At 45.3% G+C, this 26,099-nt stretch carries 29 protein-coding genes; 27 read left to right on the top strand and 2 right to left on the bottom strand.

Going from position 1 to position 26,099, the window contains the following annotated elements; translation table 11 throughout:
- Positions 1–14 precede the first annotated feature (14 nt).
- The 7 genes from traC (at position 15) to AYY17_RS04490 (ending at position 7,457) form a co-directional block, all read left to right on the top strand.
- Positions 15–2,504 carry a type IV secretion system protein TraC gene (gene traC / locus AYY17_RS04460; RefSeq protein ID WP_067421653.1) on the top strand — a complete coding sequence of 830 codons (2,490 nt, stop codon included), beginning with the start codon at positions 15–17 and terminating at the stop codon, positions 2,502–2,504.
- Positions 2,501–2,776 carry a hypothetical protein gene (locus AYY17_RS04465; RefSeq protein WP_067421656.1) on the top strand — a complete coding sequence of 92 codons (276 nt, stop codon included), beginning with the start codon at positions 2,501–2,503 and terminating at the stop codon, positions 2,774–2,776. Before traC ends, AYY17_RS04465 begins: the two co-directional genes overlap by 4 nt.
- 11 nt (positions 2,777–2,787) lie before the next feature.
- The gene (gene lepB, locus AYY17_RS04470) at positions 2,788–3,318 is read left to right on the top strand and encodes a signal peptidase I (protein ID WP_067421658.1); all 531 of its coding nucleotides are present in this window, start codon (positions 2,788–2,790) and stop codon (positions 3,316–3,318) included.
- The gene (locus tag AYY17_RS04475) at positions 3,312–4,610 is read left to right on the top strand and encodes a TrbC family F-type conjugative pilus assembly protein (RefSeq protein ID WP_175403197.1); all 1,299 of its coding nucleotides are present in this window, start codon (positions 3,312–3,314) and stop codon (positions 4,608–4,610) included. Before lepB ends, AYY17_RS04475 begins: the two co-directional genes overlap by 7 nt.
- Positions 4,607–5,692 carry a TraU family protein gene (locus tag AYY17_RS04480; RefSeq protein ID WP_082981276.1) on the top strand — a complete coding sequence of 362 codons (1,086 nt, stop codon included), beginning with the start codon at positions 4,607–4,609 and terminating at the stop codon, positions 5,690–5,692. The genes AYY17_RS04475 and AYY17_RS04480 overlap by 4 nt, the downstream gene beginning before the upstream one ends.
- 122 nt (positions 5,693–5,814) lie before the next feature.
- Entirely contained in the window at positions 5,815–6,528 is a 714-nt protein-coding gene (locus AYY17_RS04485; RefSeq protein WP_067421662.1) for a hypothetical protein, read from the top strand.
- The gene (locus AYY17_RS04490; protein ID WP_067421664.1) at positions 6,528–7,457 is read left to right on the top strand and encodes a hypothetical protein; all 930 of its coding nucleotides are present in this window, start codon (positions 6,528–6,530) and stop codon (positions 7,455–7,457) included. Before AYY17_RS04485 ends, AYY17_RS04490 begins: the two co-directional genes overlap by 1 nt.
- A 76-nt stretch (positions 7,458–7,533) precedes the next feature.
- Here AYY17_RS04490 and AYY17_RS04495 read toward each other — a convergent pair whose 3' ends face one another.
- Positions 7,534–8,283 (bottom strand): AcaB family transcriptional regulator, encoded by a 750-nt coding sequence (locus AYY17_RS04495; protein WP_067421666.1) that lies wholly within the window; start codon positions 8,281–8,283, stop codon positions 7,534–7,536.
- 522 nt (positions 8,284–8,805) lie between these two features.
- Here AYY17_RS04495 and AYY17_RS04500 point away from each other — a divergent pair.
- The 17 genes from AYY17_RS04500 to AYY17_RS21470 all read left to right on the top strand — a co-directional run bounded on the left by AYY17_RS04500 (position 8,806) and on the right by AYY17_RS21470 (position 22,038).
- Entirely contained in the window at positions 8,806–9,405 is a 600-nt protein-coding gene (locus AYY17_RS04500; protein WP_156656636.1) for a hypothetical protein, read from the top strand.
- Positions 9,406–9,483: 78 nt separating this feature from the next.
- A complete protein-coding gene (locus tag AYY17_RS21465) occupies positions 9,484–9,999 on the top strand; it encodes a hypothetical protein (protein WP_156656637.1) in 516 nt (171 codons plus the stop codon).
- 465 nt (positions 10,000–10,464) lie between these two features.
- Complete coding sequence (locus AYY17_RS04515; protein ID WP_067421674.1) at positions 10,465–11,151, top strand: single-stranded DNA-binding protein; 687 nt, start codon at positions 10,465–10,467, stop codon at positions 11,149–11,151.
- Between the two features lie 91 nt (positions 11,152–11,242).
- Entirely contained in the window at positions 11,243–12,787 is a 1,545-nt protein-coding gene (locus AYY17_RS04520; RefSeq protein WP_067421676.1) for a recombinase RecT, read from the top strand.
- 58 nt (positions 12,788–12,845) lie between these two features.
- On the top strand, positions 12,846–13,961 hold the full coding sequence (locus AYY17_RS04525) for a lambda-exonuclease family protein (RefSeq protein WP_067421678.1): 1,116 nt from the start codon (positions 12,846–12,848) through the stop codon (positions 13,959–13,961).
- A 370-nt stretch (positions 13,962–14,331) separates the two neighbouring features.
- The gene (locus tag AYY17_RS04530; RefSeq protein ID WP_067421680.1) at positions 14,332–14,706 is read left to right on the top strand and encodes a hypothetical protein; all 375 of its coding nucleotides are present in this window, start codon (positions 14,332–14,334) and stop codon (positions 14,704–14,706) included.
- Between the two features lie 69 nt (positions 14,707–14,775).
- Positions 14,776–15,837, top strand: coding sequence for an AAA family ATPase (locus tag AYY17_RS04535; protein WP_067421682.1), 1,062 nt, complete (start codon positions 14,776–14,778; stop codon positions 15,835–15,837).
- A 94-nt stretch (positions 15,838–15,931) separates the two neighbouring features.
- Positions 15,932–17,206 carry a DUF3150 domain-containing protein gene (locus tag AYY17_RS04540; RefSeq protein ID WP_067421684.1) on the top strand — a complete coding sequence of 425 codons (1,275 nt, stop codon included), beginning with the start codon at positions 15,932–15,934 and terminating at the stop codon, positions 17,204–17,206.
- A gap of 91 nt (positions 17,207–17,297) precedes the next feature.
- The gene (locus tag AYY17_RS04545) at positions 17,298–19,076 is read left to right on the top strand and encodes a VWA domain-containing protein (RefSeq protein ID WP_067421686.1); all 1,779 of its coding nucleotides are present in this window, start codon (positions 17,298–17,300) and stop codon (positions 19,074–19,076) included.
- A gap of 98 nt (positions 19,077–19,174) precedes the next feature.
- A complete protein-coding gene (locus AYY17_RS04550) occupies positions 19,175–19,660 on the top strand; it encodes a hypothetical protein (protein WP_067421688.1) in 486 nt (161 codons plus the stop codon).
- A 60-nt stretch (positions 19,661–19,720) separates the two neighbouring features.
- Entirely contained in the window at positions 19,721–20,038 is a 318-nt protein-coding gene (locus tag AYY17_RS04555) for a hypothetical protein (RefSeq protein WP_067421690.1), read from the top strand.
- Between the two features lie 3 nt (positions 20,039–20,041).
- Positions 20,042–20,269, top strand: a complete 228-nt coding sequence (locus tag AYY17_RS04560; RefSeq protein ID WP_067421692.1) for a hypothetical protein — start codon at positions 20,042–20,044, stop codon at positions 20,267–20,269.
- Between the two features lie 43 nt (positions 20,270–20,312).
- A complete protein-coding gene (locus tag AYY17_RS04565) occupies positions 20,313–20,573 on the top strand; it encodes a hypothetical protein (protein ID WP_067421694.1) in 261 nt (86 codons plus the stop codon).
- 35 nt (positions 20,574–20,608) lie between these two features.
- Positions 20,609–20,998, top strand: a complete 390-nt coding sequence (locus AYY17_RS04570) for a hypothetical protein (protein ID WP_067421696.1) — start codon at positions 20,609–20,611, stop codon at positions 20,996–20,998.
- 38 nt (positions 20,999–21,036) lie between these two features.
- Positions 21,037–21,546 carry a hypothetical protein gene (locus tag AYY17_RS04575; protein ID WP_067421698.1) on the top strand — a complete coding sequence of 170 codons (510 nt, stop codon included), beginning with the start codon at positions 21,037–21,039 and terminating at the stop codon, positions 21,544–21,546.
- Positions 21,547–21,585: 39 nt separating this feature from the next.
- Positions 21,586–21,798, top strand: a complete 213-nt coding sequence (locus tag AYY17_RS04580) for a hypothetical protein (protein WP_067421700.1) — start codon at positions 21,586–21,588, stop codon at positions 21,796–21,798.
- A gap of 66 nt (positions 21,799–21,864) precedes the next feature.
- Positions 21,865–22,038, top strand: coding sequence for a hypothetical protein (locus AYY17_RS21470; protein WP_156656638.1), 174 nt, complete (start codon positions 21,865–21,867; stop codon positions 22,036–22,038).
- Between the two features lie 70 nt (positions 22,039–22,108).
- Here AYY17_RS21470 and AYY17_RS04585 read toward each other — a convergent pair whose 3' ends face one another.
- Positions 22,109–22,900 (bottom strand): hypothetical protein, encoded by a 792-nt coding sequence (locus tag AYY17_RS04585; RefSeq protein ID WP_162271097.1) that lies wholly within the window; start codon positions 22,898–22,900, stop codon positions 22,109–22,111.
- Between the two features lie 356 nt (positions 22,901–23,256).
- Between AYY17_RS04585 and AYY17_RS04590 the strand changes: the two genes are divergently transcribed.
- The 3 genes from AYY17_RS04590 to AYY17_RS04600 are packed head-to-tail and all read left to right on the top strand — an operon-like array spanning position 23,257 to position 26,090.
- A complete protein-coding gene (locus AYY17_RS04590) occupies positions 23,257–23,595 on the top strand; it encodes a hypothetical protein (protein ID WP_082981278.1) in 339 nt (112 codons plus the stop codon).
- Entirely contained in the window at positions 23,573–24,631 is a 1,059-nt protein-coding gene (gene traF, locus AYY17_RS04595; RefSeq protein WP_067421704.1) for a conjugal transfer protein TraF, read from the top strand. The genes AYY17_RS04590 and traF overlap by 23 nt, the downstream gene beginning before the upstream one ends.
- A 22-nt stretch (positions 24,632–24,653) precedes the next feature.
- Positions 24,654–26,090 (top strand): conjugal transfer protein TraH, encoded by a 1,437-nt coding sequence (locus tag AYY17_RS04600; protein WP_067421897.1) that lies wholly within the window; start codon positions 24,654–24,656, stop codon positions 26,088–26,090.
- Positions 26,091–26,099: the final 9 nt, after the last annotated feature.

Genomic DNA, 26,099 nt, shown 5'->3' on the forward strand with positions numbered 1-26,099 from the left:
TCTGTGGGGTTAAGATGAGCGAGTCCATTATCGTACAGCGTTTGAAATCAATTCGACGCTTCTCTGATGTGTGCCCTGTTCGGGCATACGATGAGCAGAACCATATTTTTCTGTGTGACAACAAGTACATCGGATTCGGCTTCCTTTGCCGTCCGCTGTCCGGTACTAGCGGAAAAGAGATGCAGCAATTACAAACGTTGCTGTCGTCCAACTTCCCGGCGAAAACCATTGTGCAGTTCGACTTGATTGCCAGCCCGAATATCGTTGGCAAAATTAATCAGATGGACGTTCTGCGCATGGATTGCGAAGACGAAGTGTTGCGTGACGCAATCTACAACCGTTCTAAGTTCCTGCTTCACAGCACCGACTTCCCCATGAAGGGAACGGGAACCCGTGTACGCAACTGCCTATTGCTGATCACAGTTAAGGTGCCAGTGAAGAATGAATACGACCTTCGCGAAGAGGAATTCAACCTGATTTCTGAATTCCGTAACACGTTCGATACGACGCTGGGGATCACCGGCCTGTGCCCTGCCACCCTAACGCGCGACCGTTATATCGACGTGCTGTCTGCCATTTTAAACCAAGGCGAAACGGCATCTTGGCGTGACCGTAATCCGTTGCAAGTGCAGGATGATTTGATGATCTCGGAGCAGCTTGTTGACCCTGATCGTGAGTTCTTCATCCGCAACAAATACTGCGCCTTCGGTAGTCCAGAAGACGAAAATCAGCGTGGTGAGCGACAAACCGGTACCACGTTTATACGGACATTAAGTGCCAAGAAATTACCTAAGCGGTTCTTCCCTGGGCAGGCGCAATACTTCCTCGGTGACATGATGAGTGGCGCGACCGGCATTAAGTCGTCCTGCATCCTGTCCATGAGCATGATTTTCTTCGATCAGCAAAACGCGAAGACCAAGTTCACGCAGAAACGTAACTGGATTGTGCAACAAACCGATGGACCAATGGTGAAGTGGATCCCCTCACTGAAGACTATTCGTGAAGGGTATGACCTACTAAGCGACAAACTGGATAACGGTGAACCAATCTGTAAGGCCAAGTTTACCGTCACCATCTTCTCCAACTCCAAAGACGGAGTATTCCGTGCGAGCCAGGAAGCGGCCAGCTACCTCAACACCTATCAGTTCAAGATGATCCCTGATAGTTACTTTGTTGCCCCTATTTTCCTTTCCTCCCTGCCAATGTTCAACGAAGCAGGCGCAGAAAAATCAATGGGACGTTACCGCACGCTGGCATTGAGCGAAGCCTTGGTTATTTCTCCTCTTTACGCCGACTGGCAAGGTACCAGCAATCCAGCTCTAATGCTGACTTCCCGCTCCGGCCAAGTGCAGATGCTCGACCTTTTCGACTCAGATACAAACTACAACGCCTGTATTGCGGCGGAGTCCGGCTCTGGCAAGTCGTTCTTAACCAACTACCTAATTACTGCTTATCGCAGTCTGGGGGCGAAGGTTTGGTGTATCGATGTGGGTGATTCGTACAAAAATATTTGTGAGACCTACAACGGGGACTATCTCGACTTCCACCCTGATAAGAAGCCCTGCCTCAACTTCTTTGAACTGATTGAAGACTACTTCGGTGAAAATCCGGACAACGAAGATGGTGGCGAAGAGGATCTGATCATCGGACTTCTCTCTGTCATGGCTGCGCCTAAAGCAGGCCTGAACGACTTCGAAGAAGCTCGTTTGAAAGAGCACGTTGCCATTCTCGTTCGCAAGCATGGTAAGGAAACCACAGTTGATATGGTGGCGGAATCGCTGCTGTCGGATGAAGAGAATGACATCAAACGTCTGGGTCACCAATTGTACCCATTCACCAGCCGTGGTCAGTACGGCAAGTACTTTGTGGGCAAAAACAACATCGACTTCCGTAACCCGTTTACGGTTCTGGAACTGTCGCGCTTGGAAAGCTCTGAGCACCTGAAGCAGGTTGTACTGTTGCAGCTGATTTACCAAATCCAGCAAGACATGTTCATGGGTGATCGCGGCCAGATGAAAATCGTGGTTATCGACGAAGCTTGGGCATTGCTTAAAGGAAACATCGGCGCATTCATTGAGAAAGGCTATCGCCGGTTCCGTAAATACAACGGTGCGGCCATCACGATCACGCAATCCATTAACGATATTTACAAAGATAGCGTCGGAAAATCTATCGCCGACAACTCTGCGTTTATGCTGTTACTTGGTCAGAGTGAATCTGCGGTGAACGAAGCTCAACACCACCAGCGCTTAGCACTGGATGATGCAGGGTACCGCTTCTTGAAAACGGTGCGTTCGAGCCGAGGTATTTACTCAGAGATTTACGTTATCTCCAAATCCGGCCAGGGGATTAGTCGGTTGATTGTGGATCCTTTCTCGATGCTGTTGTACTCCACAGCGCCGGACGATGTAGCTGCGATCCGAAAACGGAAAGCACAAGGCTTGTCCACACAGGATGCCATCAACTCCATTCTTGAAGAGCGACAAAGAGGTAAAGCCGCATGATTAAGACCGCAGCCGTTTCATTACTCTGCGGATTCCTGGGAGCCGCCCTTTATGGGCGGTTTGTCCCTCCTGCTGCACCAACTGACTACATTGCCGTGGTCAGTTATACCGGCGCAAACGGAAAGGTTCTCAGTGACCCTCAAGTAAAACTAGTTCACGCACGCGCAGAGGCAATGGCGAAGGCAGGCTACATGGTTATAAATGAGTCGGCTTTATATAAATACCCGGCGCATATGCAGATCCCGCAAACTGTTTCACCGTCAGCCAACTAACCGGGGGTACCGTGGTCAAGGACACAGCGAAGTCTCTTTGGAAGAAGGTCTATAAGCAAAAGCGCCCGTGGAAAAAACATGCTTTGCTGATGCTGCTGGTGGGTGCTGTCTCTGCCCCATCCAGTTATTACGTGTTGCATCGTTTTGAAATTGGTATTGATCCTCAGAACAACCAGTGTTTACCACCCTACCGTATTTACCTGGTCGATAAGCACGATACCACGCCCGTAAAAGGCACTACCTTTGCTTTCAGTTCGAAATACATGGGCGAATCAGGGAAAGGGATCAAAATGGTAGATGGGGTCAGTGGGGATGCAATCACTGTGAATGATGAAGAGACCACGGTAAATGGTTCGATGGTCGGTGAAGGTCTCGCACTTGCCGCAGAGTCGGGTCACTCCCCACAAGAACTCACTCGCAACGGCGTTATCCCTGAAGGTCGTATCTGGCTGATGGGACGAACCAAACTCAGCTTCGACTCTCGCTACTGGGGGACGTTGCCAGAATCACAAATTATAGGAAGGGCCTACGCGATATGGTAATCCAACAAAAAGTAGCTACGTTTCGCAAATCGCTTATTGCATTGGCCGTGCTCGGTAGCATGGCCTTTTCTGTCAGTGCCGCACCGCAGCCAGTAACAGATTTACCCTCTCGGCCAGTAAGTGCCTTCCAGGATAGCGAGCTGCCCTCTCGCCCTGCTGATGTGACGGATAATGAGAAAGCCGATATCGACAGCCTTATCCGCGTCGCAAGAGAACAACAAAAAGAAGAAGAAGCGAATGCAAAGTTGGCGCGCGAAAATAACCGCGAAATGCTACGAAAAATGCCTGAATCACGCACTGATAATGAAATGATAAGTGACGCTGTCACGGGTGCGATTGCAGAAGCTGATGTCGCGGACGGTAAACAAAACAAAATGGCGGGTGACTTTTACTATGTATTAGTTTCAGCATCACTATCTGATAAGGAGATTAAAGACATGATGGCCGATTACAATGGCCGCAGGGATGTCTCTCTGGTTATCCGTGGCGTTACAGATAAAGCGAAGTTAATGGACGAACTCACTCGCTGGCAACAGCTGGTGCTCGACTCTGGCGCAGAAGTGACGGTTAATCTGGATCCGATTATTTTCAAGGACAATGCCGTTACCGCTGTGCCAACCATCATCCATGAGAAAGACGGCGAATTTGTTGCGAGTGTCTCCGGTATCTCGAATATCGACTTCCTGAAGGATAAAACCGGAAAACTGGGTACCGCAGGTCCGACGAAAGAAGTCGTTGAACGCAGCTTGCTCGACATGATTGAAGAAGGGGTAAAAAACCTCGACTTTGACCAAATGAAAAAAGATGCTTTAAACAATTATTGGCCGCGTCAACGTCAGGGATTTGAAGCATTCCCGACCGTTTTGAAACGGGCGACTCATACGATTGACCCGACTGTGATCATCCCGCAAGACATCGTAACGCCGGAAGGGGTTGTGGTCGCTAAGAAAGGGAAAGTTAACCCGCTGGATGTTATCCCCTTCGGTCAGAAACTGATTGTGTTTGATGCCAGCGTACCGTGGCAGCGTGCCATTGCGCGTCAAGAATACGAAAGCACAGAGCCTGGTATCAACCCTATCCTGATCACCACGAACGTTTACGGTGATGGTTGGGATACGTTTAAAGATGCCGCGCAACATTATGGTGAAAAAGCCCGCCTTTACATGATCCAGCCAGGTATGTCCGAGCGATTTGGGATTGAAGCGGTGCCCAGTATCGTCACTGCCGATAAGAAGGTGTTCATCATCAATGAGTACCCTGAAGCCAACTACGCTCAGAAGGTAGCAAAATGAAAACCCTACACGCGAAATTGAAATCATTCAGCTTGCACCTGATTGCGGCCACGGCTGTATCATTATGTTTTGCAGGTAATGCGCTGGCTGACAAAACAGCTGAAACAGCGCCAGCGGTAAACGAAGTTTGCCGTGATAACCAATTACTCTCATTCAAATTGTTCACGGACGTCTGCTGGAGTTGTATTTTCCCGATCAAAGTAGCGGGGATCACAATGGGACCATCCGGCAAGGTGCCTGATAACGCGGCCACTGGTATGGCATGTGCTTGTCAGGACGGACTGGGCGTGTATCACCCTGGTGTACTGACCGCGATGTGGGAGCCCCGAAAAATCATCGAACTGACTCGCACGCCGGGGTGCATGTCATCGCTGGGGGGTGTTAACCTGAATCTAGGAAACAATCTTCAGTATGGGATCCAAACAGACGGTGGTGATGATGAGCGCCGTCACAAGTTCTCCATCAGCTTCTACAATGCTCATATGTACGCCCTGCCGTTGCTGCGTATGCTTGACTTGTATTTGCCGGGGCAATGTACTGCTGACCCATATAGCGACTTTGACGTGGTCAGTTTCTCCGAAATTGACCCAACTTGGAACAACACTGCGTTGGCATTCTTCCAGAATCCTGAATCAGCGGCGGTTGCGAATGTCGTGGCTCAACAAGCGTGTGCGCTGGAAGCTGCCGCACAATTTGCTGGTAAGCAGCCAATGGATTCACTCTGGTGGTGTGCAGGCTCTTGGGGTGGTCAATACCCCTTAACTGGCTCTGTCCGCAGTATGGATACCCCACGCACAACCAGCCTGGCCGGTATTCGTGAGCTCGCCGTAGAGCACCGTCGTGGTTTAGCCTACCGAACGATGGGGAATGACACAGTTTGTCGGTCGAAGATCTACCCAACCCTTCCGAAGCAGCAATACAAATTGAACATGTTCAGCCCAACTCCGGAAACTAAGGAAGGCCATGAAGTCGGTGAATCCCCGTATCAGTGGCAAGGCGGCATGTATCGCTACCCTACCGGGAAAGGGCAGGACTCGACGTACATGATTTATCAATGGATGGATTGCTGCCGGACGATATGACCTAAAAATAGTAATTCCCAGCCCACACATAAAACAGAGTGGGCTTTTTTGATCGTTTAAGTTAAAGAGAAAATGTATTATATTTTTATCATTAAAACCTATAATGGATTTACAGGTGAGATATGATTGAAGCGGTAATTAAGAAAAAATCCAAGCGCTGGTTTTCTAGAGAGGCATACGCCCTCTCAGAGTCTGTTAAGTCAAATATCCCTCGTGAAGATGAAGTAACATCCACAATTTTTGGCGCAATGAAATACTTCAATTCAATGGATATATTCAATCTATTCAATTCATTAAGTGCCGAAGATGACTACAGAGTGCCATTGTCGATGAGTATAGAGCTTTGGCCTAAATCATATAAACTAAAGCATAGAAGCCATGTTGAACCAGATGCTATTTTCTCTTTTCTGTTTGCTAAAGATGAAAAGAAAACATTTATTCTGGAGGTGAAGTGGCTAAGTTATTATTACGGTGAAAACCAATTAGAAGACCAATGGGCTGCATTTGGAGAGGCTGACCCAACAAACACCAGATTGATATACCTATCCAATAACTCTAGTAAATTCAATCAGTTCAAAAGCCACAAGAACAAGAACTGGAAAGCTATAACGTGGAATGAATTTTCTACAATGCTATCAACGCAATTGTGTCACGACATGAGAACATCTTCTTTTTTTCAAGATGTCCATCAAATGCTATCCATGTTTAACACTGCCCCTTTCAAAGGGTTCTCTAACTTTCAGTTTCTAGAAAACAACATTAAGAAATTATCATTGAAATTATTAAATTTTAAAGTGGAATGCGGTGATAAATTCGACATCGAATGGAGGTTGTAATGATTGATAACACAAGAGTATCCGCATTTCATTTTTCTGAATTTCTGGAGTCATTTGAACGCGTCAGTTCTGAGGTTGAAAGGCTTGTCTTTCTAATACAGAACCAATTTATTGATTACCTTAATAAGTCAGGCGATCAGTTCGTGAGAACTGAGGCAGGTGTGTCTTATCATGACATTGATAATGGATACTTAACGAATACTATATGTATATCTTTTGAGCTTATAAAAAAACCAAAAACAAAATGCCCAATCGGTTATCTTACCTTTACTATATCTTTAAGTGGTAAAGGTACTAATCAGTATGAGTCCACCATTCATGAGCCTCTAATTCATGTTGAATTTACAAGCTTTTCACCTGATGCTCTTGACGATACTTTTCACCACCCTGTCAAAAGGGAACGATATTTTGAATTTGTAGACTACTGTGATACCAAAATTTGTAACAATATTATCGTGATGCATGAGAAAGATTGTTTGGATGATAATTATAAAGTCACAGAGCTAATAGCGTTTGTTTTTTCACTGCGTCTGTTTTCAATAAATGGCCAAAATCTTGAAGAAATTCTTTTCAAACCTGCCACAGAAGCGACCTTGAAATATCTTTTAAGCGACCAATCCATCTTGGACGTTACTCTTGATGAATATGCCGTAATAGACATCCCTCCCGTCAAATCTGATTCTAATGAGATTCAACCTTACGACCTCGAACATTTAAAAATGGTCGTTGACTATATTTCGATTAATAAATCGTTTTCTTTTGGTGAGATCCAAAAGTCACTAAGAATAGGAAGACCCAAACTACAACGAATGCTAGAGATACTAATAGGGAAAAAACTGATAACTCAAATTTCTATCGAGCAATTCGAGTTATTAGAAGATATGGGCGGTCAACTAAAAATCTATGGGCTTCAACATAATTTTTATTGAGCATGATGCTAAATAGAGAGAATGTAAAAGGCAGGTGGGTGGCCTGCCTTTGTGAGGGGATCGTGTTGAGAGGGGGTTACGGCTCAGCCGGGCTATCACCTTTTTGTTCGACGGTTTCAGTTTGTTCATTGGTCGCGCCGCTAGCCGCATCTGCATTCTTGCCGTTGTTATCGTTCAGCTCTTCAACGGTGGCAGAGGCATGACGGTCGAGGAGATTGACCATATTGCGAATACTATCGCGCAGACGGGTTTTATAGTCGTCAACTTCATCCTGATTAAACAGGTTATTCAACCACAGGCGATCAAGCAAAGTGATCAGCACGTCAAATTCACGGAACAATCGCACAACACGCATAGCATCTGGTGTTCGCACACGAATATTGTAATCGCGTGGAGCAGTATAGGAGACTTCCTCGATACGAGACGTCCCTGCGGATGTGGCTTTTTCAAGCACTTTATTCAGCGCAGTAATGCCAGAGCTAATCTCTTTCTCTGGTCCTGCCAGAACTTCACCCACGGCTTTCTTCGTGCGCTCAATAGCCCCTTTTACGCCAAGGCGTTCCAGGTTGGTACTGTTAATGGTCAGATTGAACAACGCTTTGGACATTAGGTTGTAATGCCGCTGCTGCATGCGAATACCTTCTTGCGTTTGCAGCTGGAACGGTACCGTGATTTCCGGATTGGAGTATTCACGACGCTCGCGTGCTGGACCCTGCCCTTTGTTTTGCGCGGGCTCGTTATTGCGTGTACGGTTAACGCGGTTGTTCCGTTTGTTTTTATCCTGCTTTACGTTATCAGTCACTTTTGCCTTCTCTGTAGTTGCCATGATTTATCCTCACATTAGTCGCATTTAAGCCTGACTATTTAGTCATATGAAAACGGTCAAGTCATGGGAAAAGGCCAGCGTTTCGCGGAAGAAAAACAGTTCTTGATCTGACTGATTTTCTGAAGTAGGCTTCTTTTACGGCCTAGCTGATGGCTCACTCTCTTCTCAGCACAACTTCCAACGTGAACCCGTAACTTAGGCGTGAACATACCGCCACCCCCAGGTAGCCAAACCGGCTTACCTCACGGGTTTTGCACGCCTGTCATTGGCATGAGCATCTCTGACTTGTTCTTGTTCTTCGAACTTAACAGGTCAACTTGTGGCCCTTTACTAAGGGTATTTTTGGCTCTCAATCCAAACCAAAAAAATTGTTAACTTCCTCTTCTTTTTAACTCCCGCGTTTTGTCTGTGCCCGGACTTCGTTTTTTTAACGATGTCTTTCGCTTTGTTTACATCTAATGAATCCTCACGTTTCAGGATGTTTCTCTGTGGCCGGACTTCGCATATAAATTGATGGTGAATATGATGACTTCTTTCGAATTGCAAGGCTTTGTTTATATTGGCATGTTCCTTTCGCTGTTCTGGCGTCCTAAGAACGTTTCGTTCGTTCTGCCAGCGGGTATTGCTTTTTATCTTTTCACGACCGGATTTGTACAATCCACCATTCCTTTAATCGTCGCATGTGGTTGTCTGACACTGTCTGCTGTTGTTATGGCTGCCCAAATCATGTCTAGTTTCTCTTCTAAAGATGACGAACTTGATGAGTCTGACGATCACGATGAATGCCCTGCCTCAGGAGCTAAACGTCCTTCTCGCACGGTTACCACCGAGCACGAAGGTAAGTTGGTTTCTTTTGGTATGGCTCACTGGAAACACGATCGTGCAAACGATATGTCCTTCTATGTTGAAATTGAAGGTCAAAACAAAGTTTGGGCAATTGGTCTTAAAGATGCAGTCAAAAATTCTGGTGCTCAAATTGGTGACACTGTCGTTTTCTGGAAAGACTCAGAAGTACGCACTAGTAAGGCTCAGGTTCTTGATCGCAATGGTACGGTGACTGGTTATCGTGACCTTTCTACTGATAAACGTCGTGGTCTTTGGATCATGGAAGTTGTTAGCTGATATTCGCTTACCTTTCCTAAATAAGCCCAGTTTCTGGGCTTTTAACTCTTTTAAATCTATTAATTTTTGAGGTTTGCTATGACCATAGTATACGGAAATACAATTGAACCAGGCGGTATGCAACTTAATGATGACGAGTATGAGGATGTCTGCACTGAATGTGGTGCTACATGTTCTCATCGACATTACGAGACTTGTGACGGTTCAATTAATCAACGCTTTTCAATTAACTGTGACCATTGTGGTTTTCATAATTGTAATGCTGAGGTTTGTTCTTCATGTGACGATGTACCTTATCGTTCAGAACAGGATGATGCAGACTACTACTCAGAGTACATGTTGAATGTCACAACACCTATTGGTGCCTGTGCTTTCATTGCTAATGTTGAAGGTGAATTACTTGTCATTAAAGCCAAGGTTGCCCTCGGCATCAGCCATCATACGGACTTTTTCAAGGTCAAAGACCTTGTTGAAGACTGCGAACGTCTCTCATTGACCTCTATCAGAAAAACAGCATTCTATCTCCGAGTCGTACAATCGGTTGAATCGTTGTCTTCTGATCTCGCATTTGCGTTGCCTTGTGCATATGCATAATCACCTCTAATTTCCCACGAAACCCAGCCTATGCTGGGTTTTTTTTTCGCCTATTGATTGACCCCACCTCCACTATCGCTTACTCTGTTCTGGCGATGAACTCGCATAACTTCCGGCAATAGCCCTTAACCAAAACACCTAATTTCGGCCACCAGCGCCTCTACGAATGAGTCCCGCATTCATTCTCACGGCTTTTTCATGCCTACAAAACAGAATTCGACAGCCCGGTGCCCTATGGCTTCGGGCTTTTTGCTGTGCGTCGAACCGGTGTTTTTCCTCACGCTGAGGAATATCAATGCGTCCAGTCATCCTACTGGTCAATGCTTTACCCTTAACTTCCTTGTATTTAAAACTTCCTAACTTCTGTCTGCCTATTGGTTTTCCAATTCATGCGACTGGCCTCTCTCGGCCATAAATCATCTAAATCTTTTAAATCATTTAAATCTATTAATTGAGGTACTAATTATGTTCTCTAAAGCTAAAGGTACTGTTGCCATTGATCCTCGTTATACCCCAGCCCGTAACGGTAAAGATTCAGTTATCTTTTTCCGCTTAGGTTGTGAAATGACGATCAATAAACAGAAAGTTACTGAGTTCTACTCTATGAAGGCTTTCGGTAACGTTGCGGACTTCCTCAACGAAACCATCAAGAAAGACTCTGAGATCTCTATCGAAGCTGTTGCTCGTTCTACTCGCTTTGTGAAAGATGGCGTTGATACTCATCGAACTGAGTTTCATGTTTTCTATGTACACGATATTGCAACCAACCTGGTTGTCGATACTCGAATCAATGAAGCAAAACCTCAGTCCTACGTTGAACCTGTAACACCCGCAATACAGCCTCAGCAACCTACTCGTTCTCCAGAAATGCAGAAACGTTTAGATGCCGAGTTGGTTTGGCAGAAAATGACTGACGACGATGTTAAATCTGTCGGCAAGAAATTCCGTGAAACCTATCAAGCTGCACTTGCTAATGCCAAAGCTAAAAGAGCCGTAAATACCCTGCCTGTTGAAGCTGCCGTTCCTGTCTCGAAAGAAACTAAAACTGCACCTCAACCACGTTCGTTTGTTAATCCAACAAGTTCGACGCACCAGCTACTTGCTGCTCGCGCCGCGATCGTAAATGGTAGCTATACGGATATGCGTGGTTAATTGACCACTTTGAAATGCCACTCTTTGAGTGGCTTTTTCATGTCTGTATTACGGAAAAAATTCTATTTAAATCTATTAAAGAGGTATTACCATGTCTTATTCGAACAGCAACCGCCGCGCTTATGACAACAATAACGCGAAAAGAGCCAGCACTGACATCACAGTCAGAGTAGACACCGTGACCCGTCATATGATGACTCTTGGAAGTCAGTTTGAACAAGCTGCAATGCACCCACATATCTCTTTCCAAAGAGAGTGTGTGTTTGCTAAGCACATCATTAACAACAGTGACTATCTCACTGGAATTGCGTTAACTAACCCGCGTTCTTTCGAGACCGCGTTTTTACAGTTAGCCAGTTCTGGTTTGACACTCGACCCTTCGCAGAAACTCGCCTATTTGGTTCCGCGAAACAACCGAGTGATCTTGGATGTCTCTTATCTCGGCCTGATCAAAATGGCTACAGATGAAGGGCTCTGCCAGGACATTGTTGCTGAATTGGTGTTTGAGAAAGACGCTGTATTTAAACCACAAGGCCGACGTAACAGTCCTATTCATGAGTTTGACCCCTTTGCTAGCAAAGGTGATTTGATTCTGACAGTGACTGATAAAGGCTCCTTAGGCGCTCGCGGTAACTTCCGTGGTGTCTATGTGGACTTTCTCATGCGTGATGGACGTAACCTCGTTTACTTCGTAACTGTTGAGGATTTGGCAGCTGCTCGTGCAGTTTCTGAATCCTGGAAAAAAGTAGATAAAAGAGCCTCCTCCCCGTGGACTAACTTCCCTTGGAAAATGGTTCTTAAATCCGCCCTTAAACAAACTGTTCATTTAATCCCAGGCAACCGAACTCGAATCAGCGCAGTGATTGATTATCTTAATACCTACGGTGAAGAAGGGTTCAAATCTTCCGCTCATGTCCCTGTCGAAGCCGCTGCTGCTGAAATGGCTCAACGTCAAGCTGCTCATGCCGCTAACAATGACGTTGCTACATCTCAGGCTAATGCTGCCGATGACAGTGTAATTGAAGGTGAAGTTGTTGCTCGTGATGACGCCGCTGCTCCTGAACAATCGGCTCAGCCCGTTGAGCAGGCATCTCAGCCTGTCACGCCGGAACCTCAGTCTGCTCCCGTTGATGTTCAATCGGAACCTACTGCTGGTGGTACTCAGCCTGAAGAACTTCAAGTTCCGATGTCTGACATTCCAGGTGTTCGTCAAAGCAGTTTCAAACGTATTGCCAAACTCGTTATCCGCGCTGAAAAAACGCTGGCTTACGAAACCATGCTCGCCGAACTGAAAGATGCTTTTTCTTTCAATGACAGCGAACTGGCTTACGCAAAACGTCAACTGGAACAGTCACGCCGTGATTTACTCAGCACGAAAGTTTCTGAGTCTGTTCATATGTGTGATTTTGGGATCGTAAATAACTTTGTTAATCGTCTCGCTGACAGTGAGTTTAAAGCCAGTGCTATTCAGTGGGTTTCTTCTGTTGAAGCTGAAACTAGCTCCATGCAACTGCTTTACTCTCAAGCTCTTCAGTCCGGTCAATTCGACGAACTTGAATCGGCCTTGAATTCCGTTAAACACAAAGGTCTCAAAGAGATGCTGTGTGACCTGATTTCAACGGCTAAAGCGGCATAAAACATAACCGGCAATTTTGCCGGTTTTTTAATTTTATAAATTTATTAATGGTGATCGTATGTCTGATTCAATCTGTGAAATTGTCGATATTGAACAAGGAACTCCTGAGTGGCTCAAATGGCGTAGAACTGGTGTTACGGCAACATGCTCCCCTATTCTTATGGGTGCGCCTGGTGCTATGAAAACGCCTTACAAGTTGTACCTCCAGTATGCGGGCTTGCTTGCCTCTGAAGATCTCTCTGCAATAAAGCAGGTAGATGCCGGTAACAAACTCGAAGCGCTTGCGCGGTCGTACTGTGAAAATGAGTTGGGGCAAATTGCTTCACCTTTTTGCGTTCGACATGCCAAGTACCCGTTCATGATAGCTTCGCTTGATGGACAGCTCGATGACCGTTCTGTTTTGGAAATCAAGAATCTCTCTGAGAAAAAACATTTAGCCATACTTGAACAAGGTTCAGCTTCGCCAGAGTTTAAGTATTACTTCTGGCAGGTTCAGCACCAGTTATTCGTAACAGGTGCCCCACAAGCTTATCTCGTTTTTTGGTCCGCTAAAGATCAGCCGAAGATTTTCCTTATCAAACCTAACCAGGTCGCTTTCAGCCGCTTGTTTGCTGCATGTAAAGCTTTCTGGGAAAGTTTAAATGATAAGGTTGCTCCGGCATTTGATAAACAGCAAGACATCCTGCTGGTCTCTGATGCTGATATATTGGCTCAAACCAGTGAGTTTACTGTTCCTGATGATCTCTCTGCTCGCATTGCTGATATCCGCCGTCAAGTCGCGAATGTCCGCAACAAAGAAGCTGAATTTGAGGCCATGAAGACCCAGCTGTCTAATCTTGAAGAAACGCTTAAAGCGTCTATTCAAGGCCTGGCTACTGGTTTGGGTTTTAAAAGCACCGACCCTGTCCGTATCGACGGATTCGGTTTTCGCTACCTGGAAAGTAAAGTCAAAGGTCGCACTAACTGGAAAATGATCGCAGAGCGTCTTAATGCTTCTGCCGAACAATATCCGGACTGTGTAACTCAGGACTCTCTGCGCTCCAACTTGACAGTGTATGAATATGAAGCTTCCCCAGAGGACAGTGTTTATATTCCGCCTGAAGCCATTAAGCCTATTGTTGCTGAAGGTGATGGATTGGTTGATGTTGCAGATAGCGCCTTGTTGATGTTTTAACTCTCACCAACCCGACTTCGGTCGGGTTTTTTCTTGTTGACCCGAGACGCTCAATTGATTATTGTAGCGGTGCGGTACACACCGCCTAACTTCTGGCATCTCGCCCCTAAACACCTAATTTCGGCCATATCGCCCCCTTGAATGCGTTAACTCTCATTCACACGGCACACGCATATCTGTACCAAATTCGATAGCCCGTTGCTTTTTAAGCAGCGGGTTTTTTTATGCGTCGAAAACGGTGTTTCGTTCTCATGCTGAGAACTATAAGTGCCTCCAGTCACTCTACTGGAACTTTGCAATACCTTAAATCCCGCTCCTTTTCTTGCGAGCAATTAACTTTATAAATTCTATTAATTTCAGGAGTCTCTCCATGTTCATCGTTAATCTGACTGCATACAAAGCATCCGACGCACAACGCGAAATGGGTGTTATTGATATTGATCGTAACGTTTCACAAGTTATTCGTGAAAAGCTTTCGTTCAATGACTGCCCTACCGTTTCGTTAATGCAACAACGTGCCGACGACCTTGCAGATATCGCTTTGCTGCTGTGTTCCCGTCACCAAGCTGAAGGTGTTTTGGTTTATGCCAAAACATACTTTATGCCTACCCTGATCTCCGCGCTTGCTGAGCGTGGTATCAAAGCGTATGCCACCTATGCACCTAAGTCGATTGTCTGTGAACAAGGGCAAATGAGTAGCCGGTACACGCATTCCAATCTGGTTTGCTGTTCCCCAGCTGCTTAATTCGACGACTCTTCACTTTTTAAATCCCCTAAATATTTTAAATCTATATAAATCTATGAGGTTACTTTCATGACTACTTTTAATACTGCTTTATCTTCAGACGCTTTGGTTCGTAACGTTGCTATCTCTCCGGAGTTGTTCGGCGTTGTCATTCCAGACCATATGAAGGGTAAAGTTAAACCGTATGCCGGTTTCGCTCCGGATAACGCATTTAGTGCGGCTATTCCTGCTCGAAACAATAATTACGTGTTTGAACCGTCCCTGCGCTCTTCTGTCTTGATGTGGATTAATTACCCTCAGGGTCAGTCGCTTTGGATTTCTGGTCCTACAGGTTGCGGTAAAACCAGTATTGTCGAGCAAGTTGCTGCACGACTGAACTGGCCTCTTATGAAAACAACGGCTTCACAGGATTTGGACATTAATAGTCTTGTTGGTGGTCTTCGTCTCGTTTGTGATCAAATGACCGGCGATACCCGTACAGACTTCCTTTATGGTCCTCTAGCACTGGCTTACAAGTTTGGCCTTATCTTCCTTCTGGATGAATACGACCAACTTGACCCAAGTTGTGCTAACGCTTTTAACGCTATTTTGGAAGGTGGGAATCTTGTTATTCCTGAAACCAATGAAGTGATTAAAAAGCATCCTAACTTCCGTTTCGTCGCTACTGCCAACTCCATTGGTCAGGGTGATTTAACGGGTGTCTACGGTGGTGTCAAGGTGTTGAACGTTGCGAACCTCGATCGCTACATGTTCATCAACGCTAACTACATGCCGAAAGACGTTGAAACCTCGTTAATCCAGAAGTTTGTTTCTGATGAAACTCTCGCAGGTAAGTTTGTTGAACTCGCTAATATGATCCGCAAGTTGTTTGTCGGCAGTGATATCGCTGGTGATTTTAATCAGCCCGCTGGTGGCTCTACCATCAACGTACCCACTGTATCGCCTGATACTCGCTTGTCTGTTACCTGTTCTACACGCTCATTGATTGCCTGGGTTGAACGTTTCTTGCTGATGAAACAGGCCCAAATGCCTGAAGCTCTGCAACTCTCATTCGACCTGCAAATCGGTAACCGTGCTGGTGCTGACGATAAGCGTGCGCTGCATGCCATCCTCAAAGCAGTTTTCGGTTAAGCCTCACAAAAGTCTCTCTGAATACAACTCTCTAAATATTGGCCCAATTCCGGGCCTTTTTAATTTCCTAAATTTATTAAATAAGGTAACTACTATGTCTATTAACAATCAATCCAATGCTAATGTTCAAATCCTAGACCAACTGATTTTGGTTTCGCTTGATGGAACGTCGATTACAACGGGCCGTCGTAAACTGAAAAAAGAAGATCTCGGTGTTGGTGCTGATTTGCCACCTGATGTTATGGTGTCTCTCGGCTCGAAAAAGATTATTGACCCTCAGCTGATCAATCCATTCGATCGCTTTAAGAACCAGGCTATTACAGCTTGTTTGAAGGTTGGTATTCGTTTCATGGGTGGCTACGCTATCCCGACCGACAAAGTTAACGAGTTAGTTAGCGAACTGAACATCATTAAGCAAGGATTTTACGGTTACAAACAAGAGTTTTTGAAGGCTGATTTCAACGGCTGGATTAACTCTTTCGAAGAGAAGTATCGCGCTATCCTTCTTCGTGAAGCTGCGATTGACTTGGAGTACTTGGATAAACAAATTCAATTTGGCTTTTCAGTGCTTCACATCACTCCCTTCGGTAACTCCATTGTTAATGAAAACCTTATCGGACAAGTTAAAAGCATGTCTGATGAAATTTTTGAAGAAGTTGCAAGTACTGCGGAAAAATATCTGAAGAACGTTAAGTCTGACGCTATTACTCAGCATACGCTGAATCCGATCCGATCCATTGCCAACAAACTTCAAACACTGGCTTTCATAGACTCCACAGTCGAAGGTCTCCACAAATACATTTCCGATGTGCTTAATGGTGTTCCAACGACCGGTAAAATTCGTGATAAACACTACAACGACGTTTTGTCATTACTCAATAACCTTCGCAACCCTAAGTCTGCTAAGTCCTTCGTTGAGTTGCTTTCAAATCCGCAAACTGCTTCTGGTTTAGATTCCTCTTTGGTTATCGCCGACTCTTTTGAGTTGCAGTCTACCGATTTGGTTTATTCACCTACGCAACCGGCTTTGGAATCAACACCTGCTGCTCCTGTTGACGTGGTTCCACACACTAACGCATTTGCGGTTGCTGAAACGATTGATGATAACTTCCTGGCCGATCTGCCAACTGACCTGCCTCCGGCTGGTCCTGTTGCAGACCCTGTTATACCAGCGACTGATACATCTGCCTCTGTTGAAGTTATCCAGTCCTCCGGTTCCATCGAAGTTGTTGATGACAGTGCAATGATTGGTTCGTTCATCGACCCAACTACTGAGACTGTTAATCTGAATGCACCAGCTTCTGCTACACCTGACACTCTGGTGTTTGCGGATATCGATTCAGATGATGACGGTATTATGTTGTTCTAAATTCTAAGGCCCTTTCGCGGGCCTTTTTTAATTCCTAAATCCTGGACCTTTCTCGTCCCTTTAAATCTATTAAATCTATTGTGAGGTATGTATGGGTATTTATAACTCTCTGCCTGTCGTTGCGTGTGCCCTGAGTGATCAGTTCGGTGTGAACGTAACGGTTGGTGGTTCTACGGCTTATGCTTCTCAGCAAGGTAATTCATTCACTATCAACATCCCGTTCTACCAGGATGCTGAAAAGTTGTCTGACGTCCTTCTGGGTTATTTGGTTCACGAAGCGGCGCATGTCAAATACACAGAGTTTCCGATTCTGGTAGATGGCATTCCTGCTCGCGCCAAACAAGGCTACAACCCAAGTGTGCTTCATCAATTGGTCAACATAACCGAAGACCTTCGTATTGAACGTGCGATTGGCCGTCGTTTCCCTGGTGTGCCTTCATTTCTCAAAGCGTTAAATCACTTTGTCTTTAATGAGGATACGCAACCAACTGATGATCCTGCTGTAGCGTTTATCAACGGTTTGCTCTTGTGTGGTTTCAAACGTTATCACGCGCTGAACATACCTGTTGAGCAAGCCCAAGCAGACTTCATTCGCTTGTTCGGCCAAAACATGTTTGATACAGCGATGGACATTCTCGGTTTGGCGATTAACGCGCCTTCCATTGCCGACTGTCTGGATATTTCCTGTCGTCTTTACGACCTTGCAGTAGATGCTTTTAACGATAATCAACAAGACCAACAAGATCTGCCTCCAGAGGCCGGTGGCGACTCTCAATCTGAACCAAACAGTGATAACTCACAGCCTGGCGATGATAGCGATAGCTCCAACTCCAGTGCAGATGCTGACGGTGATTCTTCTGACGGCCAACCGTCTCAAGACTCCTCCTCTCAGCCTGGTAATAAGCCTGAAAACGGTAACAACACTGCTTCTGGCAGTGATGCTTCCACCAGCGCTTCTTCCAGCCCAACGTCTTCTAAATCCGGCCATTCGGACCCTTTTGCCAATATCACTGATGATGATCTCAACGAGGTAATTAAAGGTGCAGGTGAACGTTTGAATGACTGCATTAAAGACAACGTTTCTCCAAGTGAACGTACTCCTGCTGCTACCCCATTCGGAATTGCACCGGCTAAGCGTCACGCAACCACTGAGGTTTCGGTTCTCCGAGGTGTTCAGGCTGCTTCTGGCCTTCGTCAGTCAATGCATGGGCTTCTTCAGGGAATGCAACAAACTCGTCGTACACACAAAGAAACAGGTCGCGTAATGGATACGCGTCGTCTGACTTCGGCTCTCTTAGGAGAAACTAAGTTATTTCGTCACAAATCCAAAGCGGTTGAGTTCAATTCTGCCTTTACAGTTCTGCTTGATTCAAGCAGTTCTCTGGGTTCTGACATGGTTGAAGCTGAAGCGGCTGTTGTCTCCTTGCTCTTTGCACTGGACGGCATCAAAGGCGTTACAACTTCTGCTTATCATTTCCCACATGCCACCACGAATAATGTTGGCTTGCTAAAAGCGCGTGAACAAAGCTTCAGGGCTGCGGTTAACGCAAAGCAATTTGGTATTAGCTCAAATGGTTGCACTCCACTGGAACAAGCTTTATGGCCTGCATTCAGTGATTTGTTAAACGCTCGTGCTGATCGCCATGTCATGGTCGTGGTCACTGACGGCAAGCCCGATAACTCGGAGCCGGTCATTCAGATGGTCAAGGACGCGAAAAAAGAAGGTGTGATTGTTATTGGCATTGGCTTTGGCTGTGCTAAAGCAAGCCTCATGACTTCTTTATTCGATGATACTGGTGTTGCTGTAGGTTCTGTCACTGCCCTCCGTGGAAAACTTCTCGAAGTCACCCGCAAAGCTTTAACTCGTTAATTTTAAAACTTTCCTAAACCAACCCTTCGCCTCCTGCCTTGCATGAGGTCGGGTTTTTAAATCCTAAATTTATTTTAAATCTATTAAAGGTGTTCAAAATGACTATGTCCAAAAAAGCTGTTGCTCATGAGAACCAACTGTCCTTCAACGAACTGTTTGAAGCTGATGACCGTACTTATGAAGCAATTTGCGTTGCCAAAGATGACCGCTATGAACTGCGTTATTCGCAACAGATGGCCTACGAAATTATCCGTGACTCTCTGTACATCATGACGGCTCCTAGAAGTAATGTTGAACAGCGTGTTGATGAAATTCTCTGGTTCTTCTCTGATAAAAATCAGTCAGACCTTTGTTCTTTCACCAGCTGCTGCTTCTTCGCCAAACTAGATCCCGAAGAGACTCGTATGAGTGTACTGCACCGCTGGAAGCATGACCTGGCTGAACAAGACCGTTTGATTCAGTCCAAGCACTACGATGCACCATCCAATATGGACTTCGTTGAATCACAGCGTCGCGGTTTCCAAAAATACAAGAAAGCGTTCTATCACTACTACCCGAATGAAGCGGCTCGGAAGTGTGCATAAGTGCTTTAAACATAACGCTGGCAACCGCCAGCGTTCTATTTTCTCTTGGAGATATTCATCATGGCTAAATATATTAATTTTGATACTTCTGTCGTTGAACCACAAAGCAGTTTTACTGTTGAAATGATTGATGATCTTGTTGGGTATGTGCAAGACAATTCACCTTCTGGTCGCAGTATTAGCTTGTTTGATACGCTGCCTGTATTTGAAGAGACTTTCGTGATCAATACGTATCACCCGATGGCTCCGGATTCACTGGAAATACACTTTTTCCGTGATGATGCAGGTAATTGGTGGCCGTACATGACCGTTGACGCGCTGTGTTTAGTGAACAAGTTAACGGCTTATGGTTATGGCCTGATGGACTCTGAGGGTTAAGCTATGCTGATACCTTATGTGTCTTTCACGTCAAACAAGCGTGCTTTTCTCATCCGTGAAACATCAATAGCTCAGTCCTGGCCGGATAGTCGCCACGCTGATGTTGAAACCTTTGTGCTCTCTACCGGCAAAGTGCTTCGCGCCACCGACATTAAACGTTTTAACTTCATTGATATCGCTGCACATCAGGAACCTATTCCTGTTGCAGTAAACGATAATATTAACTTCTGAAAAGCAAGGGCCCCTTAGTGGGCCTTTCGTTTTGGTGAACTGTATGAGTGCTTGTGCATTGATTGAATACAATAATGCCTCCGCAAAACTGCGTGGCGTTGTCGTTCCTGGTGATGAGGTTTGTGTCAAATACGCTTTATCCCGCTGGGCAGTGATTGCATTTCGTATCCGCAATACAGACGACAAATTCACCCGCATACCGGTTGAAGATTGGATTGAAGGCATTCAGGCAACTGTTAACCCTTCACCTTCTCGCGATCGCATCCTGTCCGCTTTGGCTCGTTGCAAGCCCGGTATTTTTTAACTTCCTAAATTTATAAATCTATTAACGAGGTACGTATGTCTCATTCTATCGAACTGAGCAATTACGGTTTTGTGTCTGAAAAAATGTCCCTTTGGCCCGTTTCTGAAATTCAGGAGCGCGCTGATTTGGCATTAATTCATGCAGACATGGTGACAGTAAGCTTGCTTAATGATCGTGGACTTGGCATTGCCAATACTGCGTTTGGTGTTAATCAAAACGAATCCCAGGTGCTAAAGCTTGCGACGCGTTTTGCGTATTGTTGTGCATGTGGCCGTTTTTCCGAACCGAGCCTTGACCATCTCAAAGATGAGATAGTTAAGATTGGCCGGAAATTGTGTTCCAAGTTTTTCGACTCAACGATGGCTGAGGCTATTCGTTTCGTGGCACATGAGCCCGAGTTCATGAAAGAACAACGTGTTTGGTAATCCTTACCCCATCACTTTTATCTACAGGAGTATTTCTCATGCGTTACGTTACCTCTGACAATAGCTACACGACTACCTTCCCTATCGCTGTCCGCAATGTCCTAATGGAAATTGTACCCGTTGATGAGGAGGATTATTCACGCGGTTCCGATTTGCGTGATGGTCATGGTGTAGTCATTAATGAAGAAACCTATATCGACATCAACCATCGTTTTGCTGATCTTGAAGGCGAGGTTCGGACATTGCTCGCAATGAACCGGAATAGTGTTGGTATTGAACAAAGTAATGACCCTGATTTCCCGTGGTTCTCGGTTAATCAAGCTTTATTGATGAACCTAGCCTTTGACCTGAACAGGGTTATTCATACTAGCCTGTACCTGGATTTGTTTAAGAAAAATGCGTTCTGCGCACAAATGCTGGTGAGCATCGTGGAAATGGCTAAAGCTGTTTTTGCTGATGATGGGAATCCCGATGTTTTCAAAGACACTATTTTTGGAGGCATCTACTCTCGTTTCAGTAATGGATTAAAAACTCGGTTGTTTAACTGATTCTTTTTATCTGTCCACAATATCTCTTTTCGGTGATGTATGAAAAACATTTTTAAATTCCTGCCGCTGCTTCCTGCGGTGATCATTGCAGCTTCAACGGTATTTTTCAGCTTTGACGTCATGACAATGGTCGTCATTCTTGTTGTCATATCTGTCATTGCTGCCGGTTGCGTTGCTCTGGCCGCGTATTTCATCGTACTCATCCTTCAGGATGTCTACGGTAAAATTGTGAAACTGTGTCACGCACTATAACTTCCCTTTAACTTCCCCTCCGCGCAGTCTCTTGTCTGTGCATAACTTCCCTCAGTGAGCCTTAAAATGAAACTTAATACCCTTCGCTTCTTCTCTCTTGTTTTTACTGTTGCTATCGCTGTTATGGTGATTGTCTTCGGTGGACATTTTGGACTCAAGATAACTGAAGACTTTGTCATCAAAGTTCTTCTGATTGTCTCAATGCCAATCGCTTTTTCTCGCGATAAGAGAAAGTCTTAATAACCGCTAAGGGTAACTACCCTAAAACCTATCTTCGGATAGGGTTTTTTTTTGCCTTAAAAACTATTATTTAATAAATGAGGTCAAATGTAACTTCAGCTTGATTTGTACGCGTTTCATCCTTTTTCCCATTTTCACCTTTGAAAAGTGTGGATGCATTTATTTCAGCTTTGGTACAGCGACCTGATTCATTCCAGCTTTTGCATGTCGTGATGCTAGTTTCAGTTGTGAAAAGTTCCTGGACAGACGTCACACTTAGATCCCTGCCCTTATCATCGTATGAAAACTCTTCAGTAGTAGATTCAGTTTGGCTTTTAATTAGACGACCATCTTCATCATAAAAATATTTTTTAACGGAATTATCCGTTGGGAGCGTGCCTAACTGGATTGTTTCCGATACCTTTCCATCTTCGTTGACCTTGTATTTAGTTATGGATGACCCTTTAGTTTCCTCGCCACTAACAACAGTATCTGAGCTGTCAATAGCTTTATTGATCTTCCCTTTCTCGTCAGTTAAAAACTGACCTTTGACTTTTTGTTGCACAAGGTCTATCTCTTTACCGTCCTTATCGATAATGGACATTTTAAACCCAAATTCATAATCCCAGTCTTTTCCTGTTTTATTCATACTAACTTGTGAGTCGCTAATCAACACATGGTCATTATTCTTGAATTTTTTTGTTTGATTGCCTTTCATCGAGAGTAGTGCGCCACATTCATCAAACTTCACTGTAGAGTCACCATTTAGATAATCGTCAATTCCTTTTATTCGCACCTTCATTTCTTTTAAAGAGTCATTAGGCCCTATTTCTTCAAATAAAATGAAATTATTAAATGCATTGGTTTGAACTACCTCTTTCATGCAATTGGCCTCATTCGCAAATGAGGTGCAGCTAGAGGTCAATAACAATAGGCATGCAAAATGTATTTTTTTCATTGAGGTTTCCCTCCCCTAAGTAAAAGTAGAAAACTACACTTATAAATAATTATTATTGAATTATGCATTACCTAATCATTTGTTTACCAGAAGAAATAGAAAAGCCCAAAACACTCTCCCACTCCGCCTTAAAAAGTAAACATAACGAACACAACAACTGATTTCATGTAAGCCCTGTATCCACGCCGTTTTTGGCCTCGTTTTGCTGGCCTTTTTTGCCGTATTCCTTTCCTGCGTATGACAAAATGACCGCTCATTGATTCATCAGATGAGGGAATTTGATGAAGCTTTTAGTTTGTGCTCACAACCGCTCGATGCTCATGCCTGTTTTTAAGTTACCTGCCCTGCTCTGCACTGATTCTAACCGACTCAGCCTGCAACGAGAACTGGAGCGCAAGTACGGCGGACGCATGACACTTGATGAAGCCTGTAAGGAGATTGGTATCAAACCTGAAAGCATCATTAAGAAAATCGGGCAGCAAAGATACCGACACTATCAACTGTGCCAACTGCTGGAAAAAGCCCGAGTGTTTAAAGGGAAAAACTCTTTTTTTTGGACAGACAGGATAGCGGAAATTCTTACCAAAGGTAATGAAGATGAAATTCCAAAATTTCAGTAAAAAAGTCATCGCTACCCTGGTGTTTGGGGTGCTCTCTGCTCATGCGGTAGCAGAGAGTGGCAAAGAAAAACCAAAAGCTACTAACGGTCAAGTCACCGCTGGTGGCACCTCATTTATTGATGGAAAAGAAGAAGGTTGGTTCTGGAAAAAGATGCATCCTGAACCACCTGAAGAAATCGAACCTGAGCCTACGGTCGCGAAAGCGGACAAAACCGAAGAACAGGACAAACAAATGCCCGTTCCTGAGCCTTCCGTTGCGATTGCAGCAGAGGAAGGGCCAGAAGCGTTTACTGTGGCCTGGTACCGTGAAAACGTTCAGAAATTGCGTGACCGTGCAATCGATGAGCCCACTCAGGAAAACGTCCGGGCCTATTACCTTGCTCAGCGTATTATGCTGGACAAAGCAAGCCGGTTCACTGATATGGCTCGTTTGGTTACGTCCACAGATCCGCTGATTGATGAAAGTAGTCGTCGCTCTACGTCCACCTTCGGCGCAATGGACCAGTCTGCTGAGGCCGAGAAAAACTCGCGACTGGTCATCAAAGACATTGCTACGCGCGCAGGGGTATTTTTCTTCTTTCGAGGCGAAGATTGCTCAATCTGTGTGAAACAAGCGGCAGTCATGAATACGTTCACCTATATGACAGGAATGAAAGTGATTCCTATTTCGATTGATGGCAAACCAATGCCTGGGAACATCATGGAGAACTGGCGTGCCGATTCTGGGCAAGCTGCTAAGTTGCAGATTACCAATACTCCCGCGCTCGCACTGGCTATTCCACCAGAGGCGACACGCATCCTTTCGTTCGGGCCTCTCAGTGCTGATCAATTGATATCCCGCACCATCATGATTTCGCATGACTCAGGGCTCATCACCAATGAGCAATACAAGAGCACGCTTCCATATAACGACAATGGATATATCGACTCAAACATTCTGAAGGACATGCCGGGCGAGTACCTAGAAAACTCTGACGACTTCATTAAATACATTCAGAAGAAATCTGGATATGCAGCGTCTACTAAGACGAAATAACAGTAGTGGGGGTAAGATCAAAATGGTAACACGTAATACCCAAATGAAAGGATTTAAACGGACAGTCTTAGCATTATCCGTTGCCTTGTCCGGCCTGTTTACGCCGCCCGTCAACGCTGCCGATATCAGTTCTCAACTGGACAGTATGTTCGGGTCGATGTCGAACAATACCAGCGCCGGTGACTATCACAGCATTACTCGGGATGGCTACACAGGTGGTGGTTTTGTACTGCGCAACAAACTGCGTACACTCACTCCTGTGGCGATTGACCTCCCTTCTGCTTCTGGTGGCTGCGGTGGTATCGACCTCTTCGGTGGTTCGTTCTCGTTTATTAACGCCGAGCAATTTGTCCAGATGCTGCGCAACATTGCAGCCAACGCTGCGGGCCTGGCCTTCCAGTTGGCCCTAAACGCGATGGATGCCGTGCTGGATAATGCTATTTCAAAAATGCAGGGTGTGATTCAGCAGATGAACGATCTGACCGTTAACTCTTGCCAGCTAGCGAAAGGTTTGCTGGTCGATACTGCCTCTGCCTTCGGTGAAAATGCCAAAGCGTCTGTTTCTTCTCAACTGTCTTCTGATGGTGTGGTCGATCAGTTTAAAGCTATGTGGGGTAACGCAGGAGGCGGACAAGCGCCTGAAATAAAAAAGCAGGAAGCCGGTCAGCGTAAACCCTGTGGCGATTACGGTAACTTGATGTGGTGCTTGCTGCAAAACGGTCAGTTCTCATCTCAATTCGAAGGCTCTGAGCAACAGCAAAAAGAACTTGTTATGTCATTGACGGGCACCATCATCATCGGCCAAGGTCTCGGTACTGATAAAGATGGATCGGTCAAAAAGTCGGTAGTCCGTTTGGCACCTTTGACATCCTCTACTGTGCTCGATGCCATCATCCAGGGGGATCCTGAATTTCAGATGTGGAGTTGCGTCGGTCAGACTGAAACCTGTGAGGGTCCTGCAATGCAAGTTGTAGGACTGAACGGGGTTGCAAACACCATCACTAAGTTCTTTGTTCATGAAGGCTACTTGGTATCAGCTAATGAAGGTGGTGCAGTCAGTGATGAGCGCCTTCGTCAGGCGGTGTATTACAACGTTGGGGGTGCTGCAAACAAAGCAACAACCTTGGCCCGTCGTGATCTAAATGCCAGCTATTCCTATATTCGCGACGTTTCCCCCGTACTTTCCTATTCGGCTGCATATCAATACCTTAGTGATTTACTGACTGCCGCTGCGACAGGTGCGCGGTACGCTCAATCAAACGATAGTTCTGCGTCAACCTATTACGAAGAAGTCCTGAAGTTGATTGAGGATGCACGCAAGAATCTTGATATCTCATACGCCACTCAAGCCACTAAGTATGGCGGTGAAGTCAAGATCCAAGAGTTCTTCCAACACTACATGCAATCATTGCCTTTAACCGAGTTCCAAGGTGAAGGCTCGGTAGACGGCTCTCTTTAAGGGGATTTG

Origin of the sequence: Morganella psychrotolerans, from assembly GCF_001676055.1 — a bacterium.
In the GTDB taxonomy this organism is placed as follows: Bacteria; Pseudomonadota; Gammaproteobacteria; order Enterobacterales; family Enterobacteriaceae; genus Morganella; species Morganella psychrotolerans_B.

What these genes read in the sequence shown, in the direction of transcription:
- traC (WP_067421653.1), top strand. Translation starts at nt 15, where the DNA reads ATGAGCGAGTCCATTATCGTACAGCGTTTGAAATCAATTCGACGCTTC.
- AYY17_RS04465 (WP_067421656.1), top strand. Translation starts at nt 2,501, where the DNA reads ATGATTAAGACCGCAGCCGTTTCATTACTCTGCGGATTCCTGGGAGCC.
- AYY17_RS04475 (WP_175403197.1), top strand. Translation starts at nt 3,312, where the DNA reads ATGGTAATCCAACAAAAAGTAGCTACGTTTCGCAAATCGCTTATTGCA.
- AYY17_RS04480 (WP_082981276.1), top strand. Translation starts at nt 4,607, where the DNA reads ATGAAAACCCTACACGCGAAATTGAAATCATTCAGCTTGCACCTGATT.
- AYY17_RS04485 (WP_067421662.1), top strand. Translation starts at nt 5,815, where the DNA reads ATGATTGAAGCGGTAATTAAGAAAAAATCCAAGCGCTGGTTTTCTAGA.
- AYY17_RS04490 (WP_067421664.1), top strand. Translation starts at nt 6,528, where the DNA reads ATGATTGATAACACAAGAGTATCCGCATTTCATTTTTCTGAATTTCTG.
- AYY17_RS04495 (WP_067421666.1), bottom strand. Translation starts at nt 8,283, where the DNA reads ATGGCAACTACAGAGAAGGCAAAAGTGACTGATAACGTAAAGCAGGAT.
- AYY17_RS04500 (WP_156656636.1), top strand. Translation starts at nt 8,806, where the DNA reads ATGATGACTTCTTTCGAATTGCAAGGCTTTGTTTATATTGGCATGTTC.
- AYY17_RS21465 (WP_156656637.1), top strand. Translation starts at nt 9,484, where the DNA reads ATGACCATAGTATACGGAAATACAATTGAACCAGGCGGTATGCAACTT.
- AYY17_RS04515 (WP_067421674.1), top strand. Translation starts at nt 10,465, where the DNA reads ATGTTCTCTAAAGCTAAAGGTACTGTTGCCATTGATCCTCGTTATACC.
- AYY17_RS04520 (WP_067421676.1), top strand. Translation starts at nt 11,243, where the DNA reads ATGTCTTATTCGAACAGCAACCGCCGCGCTTATGACAACAATAACGCG.
- AYY17_RS04525 (WP_067421678.1), top strand. Translation starts at nt 12,846, where the DNA reads ATGTCTGATTCAATCTGTGAAATTGTCGATATTGAACAAGGAACTCCT.
- AYY17_RS04530 (WP_067421680.1), top strand. Translation starts at nt 14,332, where the DNA reads ATGTTCATCGTTAATCTGACTGCATACAAAGCATCCGACGCACAACGC.
- AYY17_RS04535 (WP_067421682.1), top strand. Translation starts at nt 14,776, where the DNA reads ATGACTACTTTTAATACTGCTTTATCTTCAGACGCTTTGGTTCGTAAC.
- AYY17_RS04540 (WP_067421684.1), top strand. Translation starts at nt 15,932, where the DNA reads ATGTCTATTAACAATCAATCCAATGCTAATGTTCAAATCCTAGACCAA.
- AYY17_RS04545 (WP_067421686.1), top strand. Translation starts at nt 17,298, where the DNA reads ATGGGTATTTATAACTCTCTGCCTGTCGTTGCGTGTGCCCTGAGTGAT.
- AYY17_RS04550 (WP_067421688.1), top strand. Translation starts at nt 19,175, where the DNA reads ATGACTATGTCCAAAAAAGCTGTTGCTCATGAGAACCAACTGTCCTTC.
- AYY17_RS04555 (WP_067421690.1), top strand. Translation starts at nt 19,721, where the DNA reads ATGGCTAAATATATTAATTTTGATACTTCTGTCGTTGAACCACAAAGC.
- AYY17_RS04560 (WP_067421692.1), top strand. Translation starts at nt 20,042, where the DNA reads ATGCTGATACCTTATGTGTCTTTCACGTCAAACAAGCGTGCTTTTCTC.
- AYY17_RS04565 (WP_067421694.1), top strand. Translation starts at nt 20,313, where the DNA reads ATGAGTGCTTGTGCATTGATTGAATACAATAATGCCTCCGCAAAACTG.
- AYY17_RS04570 (WP_067421696.1), top strand. Translation starts at nt 20,609, where the DNA reads ATGTCTCATTCTATCGAACTGAGCAATTACGGTTTTGTGTCTGAAAAA.
- AYY17_RS04575 (WP_067421698.1), top strand. Translation starts at nt 21,037, where the DNA reads ATGCGTTACGTTACCTCTGACAATAGCTACACGACTACCTTCCCTATC.
- AYY17_RS04580 (WP_067421700.1), top strand. Translation starts at nt 21,586, where the DNA reads ATGAAAAACATTTTTAAATTCCTGCCGCTGCTTCCTGCGGTGATCATT.
- AYY17_RS21470 (WP_156656638.1), top strand. Translation starts at nt 21,865, where the DNA reads ATGAAACTTAATACCCTTCGCTTCTTCTCTCTTGTTTTTACTGTTGCT.
- AYY17_RS04585 (WP_162271097.1), bottom strand. Translation starts at nt 22,900, where the DNA reads ATGAAAGAGGTAGTTCAAACCAATGCATTTAATAATTTCATTTTATTT.
- AYY17_RS04590 (WP_082981278.1), top strand. Translation starts at nt 23,257, where the DNA reads ATGAAGCTTTTAGTTTGTGCTCACAACCGCTCGATGCTCATGCCTGTT.
- traF (WP_067421704.1), top strand. Translation starts at nt 23,573, where the DNA reads ATGAAATTCCAAAATTTCAGTAAAAAAGTCATCGCTACCCTGGTGTTT.
- AYY17_RS04600 (WP_067421897.1), top strand. Translation starts at nt 24,654, where the DNA reads ATGGTAACACGTAATACCCAAATGAAAGGATTTAAACGGACAGTCTTA.